6 protein-coding genes and 1 pseudogene are annotated in these 17,411 nt (G+C 69.2%); all 7 read left to right on the top strand.

The annotated features are described in order from the left end of the window. Positions 1 to 116: 116 nt before the first annotated feature. A pseudogene (locus tag GGR64_RS02000) lies at positions 117 to 2,420 on the top strand (DPP IV N-terminal domain-containing protein); the annotation flags it as partial. 476 nt (positions 2,421 to 2,896) lie between these two features. Continuing rightward, complete coding sequence (locus GGR64_RS01995; protein WP_184643646.1) at positions 2,897 to 3,205, top strand: flagellar basal body protein; 309 nt, start codon at positions 2,897 to 2,899, stop codon at positions 3,203 to 3,205. Between the two features lie 149 nt (positions 3,206 to 3,354). Continuing rightward, on the top strand, positions 3,355 to 5,721 hold the full coding sequence (locus GGR64_RS01990; RefSeq protein ID WP_184643644.1) for a Tat pathway signal protein: 2,367 nt from the start codon (positions 3,355 to 3,357) through the stop codon (positions 5,719 to 5,721). Positions 5,722 to 6,053: 332 nt separating this feature from the next. Further along, the gene (locus GGR64_RS01985) at positions 6,054 to 8,882 is read left to right on the top strand and encodes a TonB-dependent receptor (RefSeq protein WP_184643642.1); all 2,829 of its coding nucleotides are present in this window, start codon (positions 6,054 to 6,056) and stop codon (positions 8,880 to 8,882) included. 5 nt (positions 8,883 to 8,887) lie between these two features. Continuing rightward, positions 8,888 to 13,231 (top strand): Ig-like domain-containing protein, encoded by a 4,344-nt coding sequence (locus GGR64_RS01980; protein WP_184643640.1) that lies wholly within the window; start codon positions 8,888 to 8,890, stop codon positions 13,229 to 13,231. Further along, positions 13,228 to 14,829, top strand: a complete 1,602-nt coding sequence (locus GGR64_RS01975; RefSeq protein WP_184643638.1) for a family 43 glycosylhydrolase — start codon at positions 13,228 to 13,230, stop codon at positions 14,827 to 14,829. The genes GGR64_RS01980 and GGR64_RS01975 overlap by 4 nt, the downstream gene beginning before the upstream one ends. A gap of 409 nt (positions 14,830 to 15,238) precedes the next feature. Continuing rightward, positions 15,239 to 17,065: an Svx/AvrXca family virulence/avirulence protein gene (locus GGR64_RS01970; protein ID WP_184644257.1), complete on the top strand. Its 1,827-nt coding sequence runs from the start codon at positions 15,239 to 15,241 to the stop codon at positions 17,063 to 17,065. The last annotated feature ends 346 nt before the right edge of the window (positions 17,066 to 17,411 follow it).

Here is a 17,411-nt window from a genome sequence, read left to right as displayed (position 1 = left end):
GGCTCTTGTCCCCTTTTGTGGGATTAGCCGCGATAGGCTTTCCTGGTAACGCCCGGTCGCGGCTGAAGCCGCTCCTACAAAAAAAGAAGCGTGCCATCGAAACTCTCGGAAACCGCATGAACAAGTTCGTCGCCTCTCTCATCGTCGCCCTGGCGTGTTGCGCCGGCGCCGCACAGGCCGCGCCCAGCGTCGCCGACTACCAGCGTTCGCTGGGCCTGCGCGAGGCCTGGATCGGCCTGACCGAGAACGTGACCTGGCCAGCGCAATGGCGCGACGACGGCGCGTTCTACTACCGCAAGACCGTGCCGGGCGGCTTCGCCTTCGTGGTCGAGGACGTGGCCAGCCAGCGCAAGCAGCCGGCGTTCGACCAGCAGCGAGTGGCGCGCGCGCTGAGCGCGGCGACCGGCACCGCCTATTCGGCGCTACGCCTGCCGTTCGCACGCTTCGCCTATGCCGCCGAGGGCGGCCAGCCGCAGGCGGCGATCGCCTTCGAGCTCGACGAAGCGCCGTGGCGATGCACCCTCACCACCTACGTCTGCGCCCGCGCCGATAGCGGCCCGCAGCCGCGGCCGCGGGGCTTCGGCGTGGTGCGCGACCTCAGCGTGCCGGCCGACGCCACTCCGCGGCGCTCGCCTGACGGACGTTGGGAGGCCTATGTCGACGGCAACGCGGTGATGCTGCGTGCGCTGGCCGACGGGCACACGCTGCGCCTGGCCGACGATGGCCGCAGCGACGATTTCTACGATCCGGAAACCATCGCCTGGGCGCCGGATTCGCAGCGGCTGGCGCTGTACCGGGTGCGGCCCGGCTTCGCCCGCCGCGTCACCCGGGTGGAAGCGGCACCGCCTGGCGGCGGACAGCCGGTAGTGCGCACCCAGCTGTATCCCAAGCCCGGCGACGCGGTGGACATCGAGCGGCCGGTGCTGTTCGACCTCGGCGCGCTGGCACGCGGCGGCGCGCCCAAGCGGCTGGCCATCGACGATGCCTTGTTCGCCAACCCCTACCAGCTCTCGCCGATCCAGTGGCGCCGCGACAGCGCCAGTTTCGTGTTCGATTACGTGCAACGCGGTTTCCAGCGCATGCGCGCGATCGCGGTGGACGCGGCCACGGGCAAGGCGCACGTGGCGGTGGGCGAGGACGCGAAGACCTTCGTCTACGCCGACCGCAGCTACCATCACGATGTCGATGGCCTGGGCAAGGAGATCCTTTGGATTTCCGAGCGCGACGGCTGGCGCCACCTGTACCTGTTCGACGGCAGCAACGGCCGCATCAAGGCGCAGATCACCAAGGGCGAGTGGATCGTGCGCGACGTGCTGCGCGTGGACGACGCGCGGCGGCGCATCTGGTTCACCGCCAGCGGCATGGATGCGGGCAAGGATCCCTACTACCGGCACCTGTTCGCGGTGGATTTCGACGGCAGCCACCTGACCCGGCTGACCGAGGCCGATGCCGACCACGACGTGGCCATCGCCGCCGACGGCCGCCATTACGTGGACGTGTACTCGCGTCCGGACATGGCGCCGGTGATGGAGCTGCATGCCACCGACGGCAAGCTGCTGCAGGTGGTGGAGCGCGGCGACATCCGCAAGCTGCAGGCCGCCGGCTGGCGCGCGCCGCAGACCTTCGTGGCCAAGGGCCGCGACGGCAAGACCGACATCTGGGGCATGGTGGTGCGGCCGCGCGACTACGATCCGCGCAAGAAATACCCGGTGATCGAGAACATCTACGCCGGCCCGCACGATTCCTTCGTGCCCAAGACCTTCTGGCCGTTCGGCTACCACTCCGGCGGCGACAAGCAGATCGGCATGCAGGCGCAGGCCGACCTGGGCTTCATCGTGGTGATGATCGACGGCATGGGCACCGCCAACCGCTCCAAGGCCTTCCACGACGTGGCCTGGAAGAACCTCGGCGATTCCGGCTTCCCCGACCGCATCGCCTGGCACAAGGCGCTGGCGGCGCAGGATCCCTCCTACGACATCGGCCGCGTCGGCATCTACGGCGCGTCGGCCGGCGGGCAGAGTACGTTGGGTGCGCTGGAGCGGCACCCGGACTTCTACAAGGTCGGCGTGGCCTACGCCGGCTGCTACGACAACCGCATGGACAAGATCAGCTGGAACGAGCAATGGATGGGCTGGCCGGTGGACGCCAGCTATGCGCGCGCCTCCGGCGTGGACAATGCGAGCAAGTTGCGCGGCGACCTGCTGCTGATCGTCGGCGAGCAGGACAGCAACGTCGACCCGGCCTCGACCGCGCAGGTGGTGGACGCCTTGATCAAGGCCGGCAAGGATTTCGACCTGTTGGTCGTGCCTGGCGGCGAGCACACCGTCGGCCGCTCCACCGGCCCCATCGATTACGTCCAGCGGCGCCAGTACGACTTCTTCGTGCGGCATCTGCTTGGAGAGCCGACGCCGGCGTGGAATCGGCTGTTGGGGGGCGGGATTGGGGAGTTGGGATTGGGGATTGGCAAAGGCGTGGGATCCCTGCTCCTTCAGGGCTCGGCTTTTCCCTTCTCCCTCCGGGAGAAGGTGCCCCGCAGGGGCGGATGAGGGTGCGGGTGCTGCAATGAGTCCGGAAGCGGCGCGGTGCTCCCGTACCCTCACCCCAACCCCTCTCCCGGCGGGAGAGGGGCTTTGGTCTCCCGCGATGATTCCTTCTCCCTGTGGGAGAAGGTGCCCCGCAGGGGCGGATGAGGGTGCGGGTGGTGCAATGAGTTGCGGAGCTGGCGCTGCGCCTCCGGACCCTCACCCCAACCCCTCTCCCGAGGGGAGAGGGGCTTTGGCTATCGGCGCCATGGGTTGCTCTTTCGAATCCCTAATCCCGACTCCCCAATCCCCGCACTAAAGACCTCGCCAAACCAGCCGATATCCCGGCACGTCTCCCTGCACCCTGGCCCGCCATGACTGCCATCGCTCCCAGTTCCTCGATCGCGCTGTCCGGCATGCGTGCCGCGACGTCCGGGTTGCAGGTGCGCGCCAACAATATCGCTAATCTCTCCACCGATGGCTTCCAGCGTTCCGTGCCGGTGAACCAGGCCACCGCCGGTGGCGGCGTTGTAGGCCAGGTGCAGCAGGCCGACGGGCAGGGCAGCGATCTGGTCGACGACATGGTCGGCACCCTGACCGAGCACACCGCGTTCCAGGCAAATGCGCGGGTCTTGCGCGCGGCCGACGACACTATCGGCAGCCTGCTCGACGTGCTCGCCTAAGCCGCACCGGTCCATCGCATTCCCGCAGCGCAGCACCGCCGCGACCACGCGGCTATGCGATTTTCCGCACCGATCCTCGGCACAGCGCACAAGACGCTGCGGCGTGCGCAGCGCACGATGCAACGATCGCATTGCATCGGGGACGGTAGATGGATCGGAGAGATTTCCTGCGTCAGGGCCTGGCGGTCGGTGCGGTCGCCGGCGTGGAAGCACTGGCCGGGCGTGCCGCCGCGGCACCGGCGGCGGTCAGCAGCACGCGTGCGCCAGCGCCGCCGCAACTGCAGCCATTGGCGGCCGATGCGCTCGCCGGGCATACCTTGCAGTGCCGTTTCGTCGAGGCCGGCGCGACCTGGGAGGTGTACGAAGACCTGCGCCAGCCCGATGGCGACCTGACCCTGCGCGGGCCGGGCGGGGCGCTGGTACTGGGCAAGCGCACCGAAGCGGTGTTCCCGGCCGCGCAGGCGCCGTACTTCGGCATGGCCCTGGCCGAGGTGGCGATGGCCGACGCCGACCTGCTCGCCGATCGCCTGCTGCGCGACGGCGACCCGCGGGCCGATGAGGTGCGCGACGTCGCGCCGCCACCGGCCTCGCAACTGGATCCCAAGGACTACAACGGGCGCCTGCCGTGGACCACCTTCGTCGGCACCCGCGAATGCGCCGACACCATGCCGGTGTACCCGGACGGGCGCACCCGCTGTTATCGCGCCATCCAGTCGTTTCCCGAGCTGGGCAAGGACGAACTGGTGCGGCGCCGCAGCGAAGGCCTGCTCGGCGGCTGGATGCCGGCGGTGCGCAAGGTGGTGCCGGCCGGCGAGGGCCGCTACTACGACATCCTGCTGTTCGCCGACGTGCTGGCCGAGGACCGCTTCGTGGTGCAGACCTGGCACCGCAGCGCGCTGGTCGAGCGCGGCAAGGTCAGCAAGGTGGTGTACGGCTACAGCTATCCCGACTACCCGCCGCGGCGCGGCCCGCGCAGCGCCGAGGACTTCTACCGCGGCCTACTCGCCTTCGCCGGTTACTGGCAGGCGCAACTCGCCGACACCGTGCAGGCGCAGACCCCGGACCCGAGCTGGCGCGACATGGCGCGCTTCGCCTTCGCCCGCGAGCTGGTGGTGCGTCCGGGCGGCACCTATCCCAAGTACGGCGCGGTGGATCGCGACTACTACGGCAACGAGTACGACGGCTTCCAGGACACCTTCACCAGTTCGCTGTACGCCAACCTCGAGTGGGGCCGCTTCGCCCAGGCGGCGGCGGTGCTGGACGGCTATTTCAGCGATTTCGTGCAGGCCGACGGCATGGTCAACATGCGCGGCGCGGAGACCGGCCAGTTCGGACTGACCCTGTCGCTGCTGGCGCGCTATCTGCGCTACACCGGCGATGCTGCGCTGCTGCGCAAGCACCGCGACAAGATCGCCGCCACCGCGCAGGTGCTGGCCGAACTGCACGACGCCAGCCTGCGCCTGCCGGCGTCGGCGCCAGGGCACGGCCTGATCCACGGCTGGAACGAATCCGATGCCTGCCTGTTCCCCGATCCGCAGGTGTGGTGGAAGCCGTACTACGCCAACAGCGCGCTGGCGGTGCGCGGCTGGCAGGACCTGGCCGCGGTGTGGAGCGGCATCGCCGGGCCTGGCGGGCAGGCCGCCGCGGCGCAGTGGCAGCGCCGCGCGCAGCAACTGTCCGCACAACTGCTGCGCACCCTGCGCGGCAACGTCCGCCGCGATCTGCAGCCGCCCTATATCGGCCCGCTGCCCGGAGTGAAGCTCACCTTCCGCCAGTCGCTGCAGCAGGAGCACCCCAGCGAGCAGGGCTGGCCGCATCGCGCCTACGCCGAACTGCTGCAGGCCGACGTGCTGCCCGACGATCTGGCGAACCTGGTCATCGACTGCGTGCGCGGCCACGGCGGCACCAGCCTCGGCGTGGTCGGCAACATCACCGCGCCGACGCCGGAGGCGCGCGACCTGCTTGGTTTCATCTCCTACGGCTACGCGCAGCAGTTGCTGCGCCTGGACCGGATCGAGGAGTACCTGCTGTTCCTGTACGCGCACCGCTACCACGTGCATACCCGCGGCAGCTGGACCGCGGGCGAGGTCACCGGCATCACCGGCGGTATGCCGCTGTTCTGCATTCCCGCGCAGATGACCATTCCGCTGCTGCTGCGCTGGATGCTGGTGTTCGAGGACAGCGCCGGCGAGGAACTGTTCCTGGCGCGGGCCGTGCCGCGCGACTGGCTGGGCAGCGGCGAGACGATCGCGATCGACGCCGCGCCGACCCGCTGGGGTGCGGTGTCGCTGCGCTTGCGCGCCGATCCGGCGCAGCGCCGCATCGAGGGCAGCGTGCGCTTGCCGGCGCAGCGGCCGGCGCGCACCTGGCTGACCCTGCGGGTGCCGGCCGGCACCCGCCTGCAGGAGGTGCGGCTGGACGGGCAGCCGGCGGCGCTGTCCGGGCCGCGCAACGAGCGCGTGCTGGTCCCGGCCGGCAGCGCGGCGACGGTGGCGATTTCGGCCGTCTACGGCTGAGTGGCGAAAAAGTCGGAAACGTCCCGCTCGTAGGCGGGGCAGTGCGGTATTCCGCACGTTTTCCCGATAAATACGACAAGACGCCGCACGCAGCCTACGCGCACATTGTGGCCGTGCGGTGAATGTCCAGGGGGAGATTCATCACACGCCACCGGGGACGCAGCGCATGAGTCGTGCGCGTCGCCGTGCAGGCGGCGTCGGGATCGTCCCGTCCGGCGGCGCATGCGTGGACACGTCCGTTTTCGTATCCGCCACACGCGCTGGTGACGGAGCGGCCGCCTGGGGAAGGGCGGCGCTCCGGCGATCGCCAGGCTGCCGCTCAGGAGATTCCGATGCCGTCTTTGCTCGAACGCGTTGCGCCGCTGCTCCCGTGTTCCTGGCGCGCCGCGCCGCAGCCCGGTCCATTGGCCGCGGCGATCTGTACCGCGCTGGCCCTGCTCGCGCCGGCGGCGCAGGCGCAGGATGCGCCGACCCAGGACACCCAGGCGACCACGCTGGAACGGATCAGCGTCACCGGCAGCCACCTGCGCCGCGTCGATGCGGAGACCGCCAGCCCGGTCATCACCATCGACCGCCAGCGCATCGAGGACAGCGGCCAGGACACGCTCGGCCAGTTGCTGCAGCAGCTGCCGGCGATGGCGGGCAATATGCCCAACGTCGCGCTCAACTCCGGCTTCAGCCACGGCCGTGCGCTGGTGTCGCTGCGCAACCTCGGGCCCGAGCGCACCCTGGTGCTGGTCAACGGCCACCGCATGGCCGGGCCGGCCAGCAGCGTCGCCGCCGCGCCCGGCGTGGACGTCAACGCGATTCCGGCGGCGATGGTCGAGCGCATCGAGGTGCTCACCGACGGCGCCTCCTCGGTGTACGGCTCCGACGCCATCGCCGGCGTCATCAACATCATCCTCAAGGACAAGTACGACGGCTTCGCCGCCACCGCCGACTACGGCCTGAGCACCCACGGCGACGGCAACCGGCGCTCGCTCGGCCTGGAGTGGGGCAAGACCTGGGAGCGCGGCGGGCTGATCCTCGGCGTGAGCCGCAGTTCGATGAACGCGCTGTACGACAGCGATCGCGACTACGCGCGCACCGCGCAGAACTACCTCAACGGCCAGGTGGTGGAGCGCCGCGGCAATGGCACGCGCGCCTTCCTCAGCAATGGCAGCGTGCTGACGCCCAATGCCGACCTGGCGCCGGGCCAGGTGAATGCGGGTGATTTCCACACCTACAATCAGGCGGTGGAAGGCTACGACGCCTACACCGGCCAGTACCTGGTCACCCCCGTACAGCGCACCAACGCCTCCGCGCACGCCAGTTTCGATTTCACCCCGAACGTGCAGGGCTACCTGGACATGTTCTGGACCCGCAGCGAGACCACCTCGCAGCTCACCGCCTACGGCCTGGAGCTGCCCAACGCCGCGCAGAACTACTACAACCCCTTCGGCAGCCAGCTCACCCGCTACCTATTGCGTTCGGTGCCGGCCAACACCCGCGTCTACACCTCGACGATGTACCAGACCAACATCGTCGCCGGGCTGCGCGGCAAGTTCGGCGACAGCAGCTGGCAGTGGGATGCGGCGGCCGGCTACGCGCACTACAAGGACACCCTGGTGCGCAACGGCTTCTCCATCACCTCGGCACTGAACAACGCGGTGGGCGCCTCGTTCCGCGACAGCGACGGCACCATCAAATGCGGCACGCCCGGCAACGTGATCGCCGGCTGTACCCCGATCAACGTGTTCAATCCGGACGATCCGGCCACCATCGCCGGCATCAAGGCCACCCAGAGCGCGGTCGACCTGATCGACGAGAGCACGATGAAATTCGCCGAGGCCAGCGTCAACGGCGACCTGTTCGCGATGCCGGCCGGCGCGGTGCAGGCCGCGCTCGGCCTGTCGTTCCGCAGGAACGGCTTCTCGCAGGGCACCAGCAACCCGGTGGCGGCCGCCGATGCGGACGGCAACTGCGACTACAACGACGGCTGCATCATGAACCAGGGCCACGACGAGACCATCAAGGAGGCGTATGCCGAAGTGCTGGTGCCGCTGCTCAAGGGTGTGACCGGTGCGCAGGCGCTGAACCTCAACCTGGGCACGCGCTACTCGCGCTACGACTACTGGGGCAGCACCACTAACAGCAAGGTCGCGCTGGAATGGCGACCGATCGACAACTTGCTGATCCGCGCCACCGGCTCGCAGGTGTTCCGCGCACCGGCGCTGGGCGACCTGTACGGCTCGCCGTACAACGGCGTGGTCGACGACGTCGGCACCTACACCGATCCGTGCAACGGCTACACCGGCGGCGGCAATCCCGCGGCCTGCGCCAACGTGCCGACCAACGGCAGCTTCGTCAACACCTCTTCCTTCACCGTGCTCACCACCGGCTCGGCCAACGCCGGCTTCGCGATCAAGCCCGAGCAGGGGCGCTCCTACAACATCGGCGCGGTGTACGACCCGGGCTGGGCCGAGGGCCTGTCGCTGAACCTGGACAGCTGGCGCGTCTCCCTGGACGACATGATCAACGGCACCGGCCTGGACCAGGTGCTGCAGAACTGCTACGACGGCCAGAGCGCCTACTGCCCGCTGATCAAGCGCGGCCCCACCGGGCAACTGGTCAGCGTCACCGTGCCGTTCGCGATCAACAGCGGCAAGGTCGACATCCGCGGCGACGACATCGGCATCAAGTACGCGCTGCGCGATACCGCCTGGGGCAACTTCCAGGCCGGCGTGGACGCCACGTTCCTGTCCAGCTACACGTTCAGCGGCGACAGCCACAACTACGTCGGCGAGACCTCCAGCTACGGCAACATGCCGCGCTGGCGCGCCAACTTCAACTTGGGCTGGGACAACGGCCCATGGCATGCCAGCTGGAACACGCGCCTGATCGGCCCGACCACGGTCGGCAGCGCCTACGAGGACTATTGCGTCAACACCGCCGCCGACGGCAGTTGCGTCTACTTCAAGGTCGGCACGGTGACCTACCACGACGTCTCGCTGAGCCGGAAGTTCGAGAGCCTGCACACCACGCTGTCGGCCGGCGCCAACAACGTCGGCAACCGCAAGCCGCCGCAGTACTACGGCTACGCCAGTGCGGCCAATACCGATGCGTATACCTACGACACGCTCGGGCGTTACTTCTGGGCGCGGATCAGGACCGAGTTTTGATTCGTATGCCTGCACCCGGTGGCGCCGCGTCGCGCGTGCGGCGTGGCGCCATCGCCCTGCTTGGCAGCCTGCTGTTCGTTGCCGCTGCGGTGTCGGCAGCGGCCGACGCTGGCGACCCGCTCGACAGCGACGGCGAAGGCCTGCAGCCGAGCAACGCCGCGATCGGCATGCCGCGCTTCAAAGGCGCTGCGCACCCGTTGCCGGACAGCGGCGTGGCGTTCGCGCCGGGGCAGGGACAGGGCCAGCTGCAGCGGGTGTTCGCCGCCGATCTGGCGGCGGGCGCCGGCAGCGCGCCCGGTCGCGATTTCTGGATCGATCGCCTGCTGGTGCGGCAGGGCACCGGCGGCGGTTTCGGCGACAGCAACAATTGGCTGTTCACCCGCGGCCGCGCCGCCTACCTGTACACGCACCGGCCGGAGGAGCCCGGCTTCGTCGGCGACGTGGCCTATGTGCACAAGACCGGCCACGACGCGCTGTTCCGTCTGCAACTGGAGCGCGACGGCGTGCCGATCGCCCTGGTCGAGGACAGTGCGCAGCGGCGGCAGACGCCGAGCTATTTCAGCAGCGTGTATGCCGGCGCTGGCGTGCGCCTGCAACTGGTCAAGTTCATCAGCGAGCAGAACGTGGCGGTGGCCGAGGCCACCGTGTCCAGTACCGACGGCGTGGCGCACACGCTGACCCTGCGCGCGGTTTCGCCGATGGCCACGCATGCGCAAGGTGCCGAACTGACCGGCGCCTTCGTCACCCACAACGCCATCACCACGCTGTTTCCGCGCCTGTCCGGCGATGGTTTCGCCGTCGATGGCGCGAGCATCGTGCGGCCGCTGGTGGTGCCGGCACGCGGGCCGGCGCCGACCCTGAAGGTGCAACTGGGGCTGGTCGCACGCGAACTGCCGGCGTCGCTGCAGGAGTACCGGCGCATCGCCGCGCAGTCGCCGCAGCAGGCCTATCGCGAGCACGTCGTCGCCTACAACCGCTGGTGGGCCGACAACCTGCCGTACCTGGACACGCCCGAGGACAATCTCGACAAGACCCTGTTCTATCGCTGGTGGCTGCTGCGCTTCAATTTCGTGGATGCCGCGGTGCCCGGCAACGACTACCAGTTCCCGGTGGCGATCGAGGGCGTGCTCGGCTACGACAACGCCATCGTGCTCACCACCGGCATGTTCATCGACGACCTCAAGTACCTGCGCGATCCGCTCTACGCGTACGGTTCCTGGCTCGGTGCCGGCGAGACCGCCGGCGGCGGCAAGTACGTGGACAACCCCGGCGCGCCGGAGAACTGGTCCAACTCCTACGCGCAGTACCTCAGTGCAGCGGCCTGGCGCGCCTACCAGGTGCATGGCGGGCCGCCGGCGATCGCCGGGCAACTGGCGCGCTACGCAAGCGACGACGTGGAGGCGCTGCTGCGCGCCTACGACCGCAACGGCAACGGTCTGATCGAATACGACTGGGCGGCGATGACCGGCAACGACGCCGACGCGGTCTCCTTCGACTGGGCCAAGCGCCATGGCGCGCCGAGCATGGACCGCAGCGAGAGCGCGTACGTGTACGCCAATGCGCTCGCCGCCGCGCAGGCCGCGCAGTTGGCCGGCGACGCCGCCACCGCGGTGCGCATGCAGGCGTTGGCGGCGAAGATCCGCCGCGCCGTGCTCGAGGTGCTGTGGCAGGACCGCAGCGCGCAGGCCGACGGCATGGGCCTGCACGGCGACCTGCTCAAGCAGCGCCAGGCCGACGGACCGCGGCTGCCGGTGGACTGGAAGGAAACCAACAACTACTACCCCTTCAGCGTCGGCCTGATGCCCAGGCACGGCGATGCCGACGACGATCCCAAGTACGTGCGCGCGCTGCGCCTGTTCGCCGACGCCCGGCAGTTCCCGCTGTTTCCGTTCTACACCGCCAACCAGGCCGACCAGCAGGCGCGCGGCGAGGGCGGCAGCAACAATTTCTCGGTGATCAATTCCACCGTGGCGTTCCGTCTGCTCGGCAGCGTGTTGCGCGATTACCCCAGCCCGTACCTGGACGCGTCCAGCTACCGCAAGCTGCTGTACTGGAACGCGTGGGCGCACTACATCGACGGCGACAATCGCTACCCGGACCAGAACGAATTCTGGGCGCAGGGCAGCGCCTCCGATGGCGGCCGCATCGGCTATCGCTCGTGGATCCACCACACCCAGCTCGGCGCCACCAACTTCACCGTGATCGAGGATGCGATGGGCCTGCGGCCGCGCAGCGATGCCCTGATCGAGCTGTATCCGATCGACATCGGCTGGGACCATTTCGCCGCCGACCGCCTGCGCTATCGCGACCGCGACCTGAGCATCGTCTGGGACCGCGACGGTCGCCGCTACGGCGGCGCCGCGCCGAAGGGCTATTCGCTGTACCTGGACGGGCGCCTGGCCTTCACCATCGATCGCCTGGCGCACGTGCTGTACGACCCGGCCAGCGGTCGCGTGCAGGCCTTGCCGGACGCGGTCAATGCCGATGCAGCATCACTGCGCGTGCTGGCCGCGCACCGGCTGGCGCTGCAGGTGCCGCAGCAGGTGCGCTTTCCAGGCGCGGCGCGAATCGGGGCGGTCCTCGCCGACGCCGGGCTCGACATCGGGTTGCCGCCCGGCGCGCGCAACCTGGCGCAGGGTGCGGCGGTCAGCGCCAGCTACACGACCGATGGGTTTCCGGCCACGGCGGCGGTCGATGGCAGCACCGCCAACGAGCCGTTCTGGGGCACGGCCGGTTCGCCCGCCGCCAGCGACTGGCTGGAACTGGATCTGCATCGGCCACAGACTCTCGACGACGTGCGCGTGTACTTCTATCGCAGTTCATCGCCGCCGGGCGAACAGCACGGCTTTGCGTCGGGCACGCGCGCCGGCTACGCGCCGCCGTGGCTGTACGTGCTGCAGTATCGCGATGGCAACGCCTGGAAGACCGTGCCGGGCCAGGTGCGCGATATGCCGATCGCGCAGGGCAACCGCAACCGCATCCGCTTCCCACCGCTGCGCGCGCAGCACTGGCGGGTGCAGGTGACGCATGCCGGCGCGTTGCGCACCGGGATCAAGGAGATCCAGGCCTATGCCAGCGGTGCCGCGGTGCCGGCCGCGCACGGCAACCAGGCGCCGCAGGTCGAGGCCTGGCAGGAAGACGGCAGTGCCGCGGGCGGCGTGGTGCGGCTGGTCGGTCGGGCCGGCGACGACGCGCTGCCGAACGGCACGCTGGCGCTGCACTGGCGTACGTTGCAGGCGCCGCCGGGCGGCGCGGCGCTGTTCGAGCAGCCGCAGGCGGCCACGACCGAGGTGCGCTTCACTGCGCCCGGTGCCTACACCTTGCAACTGCAGGCCGACGATGGCGCCTTGCAGGGGCACGCCGAGGTCGCGGTGGTCGCTGCGCCGACGCCGGCCGGGCAGACGCTGCAGGTGCAGGGCGAGGCCACACCGAGCGCGCAGTTCACCGCCGGCCACCACCGTCTGCAGGCGCTCAACGATGGGCTGCTGCCGGCGCCGGACCAGGTGCCGGCCGCCGACCGCCGCTGGGGCAGCTGGGGCCGCGCGCAGCCTGCCTCGGTCTGGGTGCAGTACCAATGGCCGCAAGCGCAGCGGCTGAGCGCGGCGGCGCTGTATTTCTGGGACGACCAGCCGCAGGGCGGGGTGGCGTTGCCGCGCGCGTGGACCTTGCAGTACCTCGACGGTACGCAGTGGCGCGACATCGCCGTGCGCGGCGGCTATCCGGTGCATGGCGACGGCGCACCGAGCCGGGTGGCATTCGCGCCGGTGGTGACCACGGCCTTGCGTGCGGTGCTGCAGACCGCGGCGCAGGGCGAGGGCCACTACGCGGTCGGCCTGGACGAATGGCAGGTATTCGCCGAGCGCGCGGTGGCGACCGAACCGGTGGACGTGCGCATCGCGCCCGGGCAGGTGCCGGCGTTGCCGGATCGCATTGCCGGCACCTTCGCCGACGGCAGCTGGGCTTGGCTGGGCGTGCGCTGGTCGGCACCGGATGCGGCCGCACTGGCCGGGGAAGGCCGCGTGCAGGTGCAGGGCCTGGCCGACGGCGGCGTGCCGGTGAGCGCCAGCGTCTGGGTCCGCGCGACCGCGCCGGGCCAGCTCACCACGGTGCAGGCGCCGCCGCCGCTGCACGTGCACGTTGGGCAGGCGCCGGCGCTGCCGGAGCGGGTTTCCGTGCAGTACAACGACGGCTCGCGCGAGCGCGTGCCGGTGCGCTGGCCGCCGCTGGCGCCGGCTTCCTATGCGACGCCCGGTCGCACGAGCGTGGTCGGGCAGGCGCAGGGCCGCGACGGCACCGGAACGCTGCCGGTGCGGTTGGAACTGGTGATCGAGGCGGAGGCAGCGCCATGAGCGGGCAGCCCGTACGCAATACAGTCGCTTGGCTGCTTGCGGCATGCGCTGCTTGCATCGGCCTGACCGCAGCCGCCGCACCGGCGGTGCCGTGGTCGCGGCAGGTGCATGCGCCTGGCAATCCGATCCTGGCCGATGGCCGCGACTATTCGGCCGATCCCGCGCCGCTGGTCGCCGACGGCAAGCTCTACATCATCGCCGGCCGCGACGATGCTGCGCCGGAGCAAAACGACTTCGTGATCGACCGCTGGCAACTGCTGGTCACCGACGACGTCGGCCGCGGCAACTGGACCCATTACCCGACGCTGCTACGCCCGCAGCAGGTGTTCGCCTGGGCGGCGCCCGGCCACGCCTATGCCGCGCAGATCGTGCAGGGCCCGGACAAACGCTACTACCTGTATGCGCCGGTGCAGGAGGCGCACTCGCGCAATGCCGATCCGTTCGCGATCGGCGTGGCGGTGGCCGACAGCCCGCTGGGGCCGTGGCGCGACGCGCATCCGCAGGGGCCGATCCTGTCGCAATCGCTGCCGGTGCCCAATGCGATCCAGAACATCGACCCGACCGTGCTGGTCGACGACGACGGCCGCGTGTATCTGTACTGGGGCACCTTCGGCAAGCTGTTCGGCATCGAGCTGGAGCGCGACATGGTCACGCCGACGGGGAAGGCGGTGGCGGTGACCACGCTGGACGGCTATTTCGAGGCACCCTGGCTGTTCAAGCGCGGCGATACCTACTACATGGCCTACGCCGGCAACCGCGCCGGGCCTGATTCGGACTGCACGCCGACGCTGTACCACGCCTGCATCGCCTACGGCAGCGCGCCGTCGCCGCTGGGGCCGTGGACCTACCGCGGGGTCCTCCTGCCGCCGGTGTCCTCGACCACCTCGCACCCGGGCATCGTCGAATTCAAGGGTCAGTGGTATCTGGTCTACCACACTGCCGATGCGAAGGGCGGCGGGCATTTTCGCCGCAGCGTGGCGATCGACCGATTGCAGTGGGACGACACCCGGCAGCCGGCGCGGATCCTGCCGGTGGTGGCCACGCGGCGGCCGCAGCCGCCGTTGCCGCCGCAGCGCAACGTCGCCCGCTATGCGCAGGCCAGCGCGTCCAACGGCCCGGACATCCCGCACCAGTACTGGATCGCCGCGCTCAACGACGGTCGGGTCAAGCGCAATCCCTTGCCGCCGCAGCTATGGGGTAGCTGGACCGCGCACAACCCGCCGCAGCAGTGGCTGCAATACAGCTGGGCGCAACCGGTGACGCTGCAGCGCAGCCGCATCCTGTTCTGGGCCGATCATCCGCCGGGCGCGGACACCGGCGTGGCGCCGCCGGCGCGCTGGCGGCTGGAATACCGCCGCGATGGGCGCTGGTGGCCGCTGGCGCAGAGCACGCACACGCCTGTTGCCGGCCATTGGCAGACACTGCGCTTCGCGCCGGTGACCACGCGCTGCGTGCGCGCGCTGCTGGATGCTTCCGGCGGTGGCGAGCGCTACGCCGCGTTAGCTGTGCAGGAGTGGGAAATGCTGGCGCCGCAGCCGCAGCCGCAGCGTCTGCCGCAGGCCGGCACCGCCGATGCGCAGCATTGCGATGCACGTTGAGGCGAGGCGCGCATGCTGACCGAGCCAACCTCGCAGATCTTCGCACGCGTTGCAGTTGCAACACCTGCCGCTGACCTCGGCCGGTTGCCGGCCGCATCATGTTCCTGTCGTGACGATCGTTTGATTTTCGGACTCTGTGCGGAATTATCCCGATTCCATGAAGAGAACCGTCGGGTGCATTGCGTTTTACTGGACTAGTCTGGCGACGCGTCGCCGATGCGCGCGTGGCTGACGCGCCGGAGGTTGTCGGGGTTCCGCCGGAAGCGTTCTCGTACCGGCATGCCGTCGGGGGGGCGGCATGCATCCATCACCGGGGCTGTTGCGGCGGATCGCGCGTCGATCGTCCTATCCATCCAATGTCGTCGGACAAGAGGAGTGTAGAGCCGTGAAAATTGCTGCTTCTCGATTCATGCGTATGGTCTCCACGGTATGCCTGTCGGCCATTCTGGTGCTGGCTGCGCAGCATGCGCATGCGGCGGCTGCGGCCGTCTGCACCGCTGGCCAATGGATCGCCAATCCCGACGACACCGACATGCCGGCGGTCCGCTACGAAACCCGACACTTCGCTTTCCGCTGGAAGGATGGACAAATCGTTTCGCAGGACGACGTGACCTCGGCAGCCAAGGAACTGGAGCTGATCTGGGATGACTACATGGGGCGCGTCGGGTTTCCCGAGCCTTACTGCAATACGGGAAAGAAGTACAAGGTCAGCGTCTACCTGGACCACGACTTCGCCCTGAACGGCGGGACCTCCGCCAGCGGCGGCATGGGCATGTGGATCAATCCGGATCAGTTGGGATATCACTGGGGCCTGGCGCATGAACTCACCCATGGGTTGCAGGGCAGTACCGGCGGCTTGCGTGACTCGCCGTACGTGGGCTGGATCTGGGAATCCCATGCCAACTGGATGGCGCATCAGTATTTCCACGACGATGTGCAATGCTCGGAAATGCTGGTGAACTACCCGCATCTCTACCTTGGCTCGACGCGCGACCGCTACTGCAACTGGCAGTTCATGGAGTACCTCAAGGATCGCTTCGGCTACGCGATCGTCAACGATCTGTGGAGCAAGGCGCCCAAGGCCGGCGATGCCGGCCAGGCCGATGCCGACCCGTTCACGATCCTCCGCGACAACATGGGCTGGAGCCAGTCGCAGCTCAACGACGTGTTCGGCGACTGGGCCATGCACAACGTGCAGTGGGACTACATCGACCCCGATGGTCGCGACCATGGCGCCGTGATGCGCCAGCAATACGGCAGCAATACCGCGTTCGATCCGGAAAACCCATCCGACGAGACCAATCGCGATCGTGCATTGCGCCTGACCCAACTGGATCCGGTGCAGGGCCAGGCCGGCGGCTACCAGGTGCCGTTCGACTGGGCGCCGCAGCGGTGGGGGTACAACCTGGTCCGGCTGGTTCCCGCCGAGGGTGCCGATGCGGTCGTGGTGAAGTTACATGGCAACGTGCAGCAGCGGTCGGCGGTCGACACGTTGCCGGGCCTGGCGAACGATCCGCAGACGCTCGGCGCACCGGACTCGGATTGGCGCTGGGGTCTGGTCGCGATCGATGCGAACGGCAAGCCGCGCTACAGCGCATTGCAACGTGGCGCCGATGCCGCGCTGTCGTTCCAGGTGCGCAGCGACGACAGCGACCTGTATCTGGTGGTCATGGGTACGCCGAGCAAGATGCAGAAGATCAAGTGGGATCAGTCCTACTATTCGGTCTACCGCTATCCGTGGAGCGTCACCTTGGAGAACGCCTATCCGTCAGGCCGCCAGCCCGGTGCGCCGACGCCGACGCGCGTCGGCAGCCGCCACCCCAACGGCGGTGGCTGGGTCGCGCAGAATGCGTATGTCGCGTCGACGGCCTATGTCGGCCCGCAGGCGCGGGTGCTCGGGGGCAAGGTGCTGGGCGATGCGCGGATCGAGGACCACGCGACGATCATGGGCGGGCAGGTGCAGGACGGCGCCGTGGTCGGCGGCTTGAGCGTGCTGCAGGACGGGGTGACGATCAAGGATCGCGCCCAGCTGCAGACGGTGTTCAAGCCGGCAGGGGCATTCGGTGGGTTCACGCTGTCCGGCGCCGCGCAGATGCGTGGCGACGTCGAGCAGCGCGGCGCGTCGGCCAGCAAGGGCGTGTTCTACGGTTACGTGGATGCGGACACGGTGACCAATCCCGACTATGGCGCCGACCTGACCGACGCGGTGCCAGAGGTCACGGCGCGGCCACGCTGATCGACCGGCAATGACTGGCCGGCGGCGTCGCGGCGGATGCCTGTGCATTCGCCGCGACACCGTCGCAGTTTCCTGATGCCTGCATGACGCGACGTGTCGCGTAGGTGGCTCATGAGACGCAGGGCACTGGTGTGTCGGCCGCGTTCGCCTGCGGCGTGCGCAGTGCTTGGTCGCCTGCGGCCGGCCGATGCGGCGATTCGGCAGAAATCCGCATCTGCACGCATCAGTGGGGACAAGACGCGCTGTCACCCGGATGACACAGTGGCCATGGATCCGCTGGTCGTTGCCCTGCGGAGTCGGCGTCCCGACATCTCACACAGGAGCAGTCCATGCCTCGATGCGTTTC

It is taken from the genome of Xanthomonas sp. 3307 (assembly GCF_014199735.1).
In the GTDB taxonomy this organism is placed as follows: Bacteria; Pseudomonadota; Gammaproteobacteria; order Xanthomonadales; family Xanthomonadaceae; genus Xanthomonas_A; species Xanthomonas_A rydalmerensis.
This window is presented reverse-complemented; position numbering and strand designations above follow the sequence as displayed.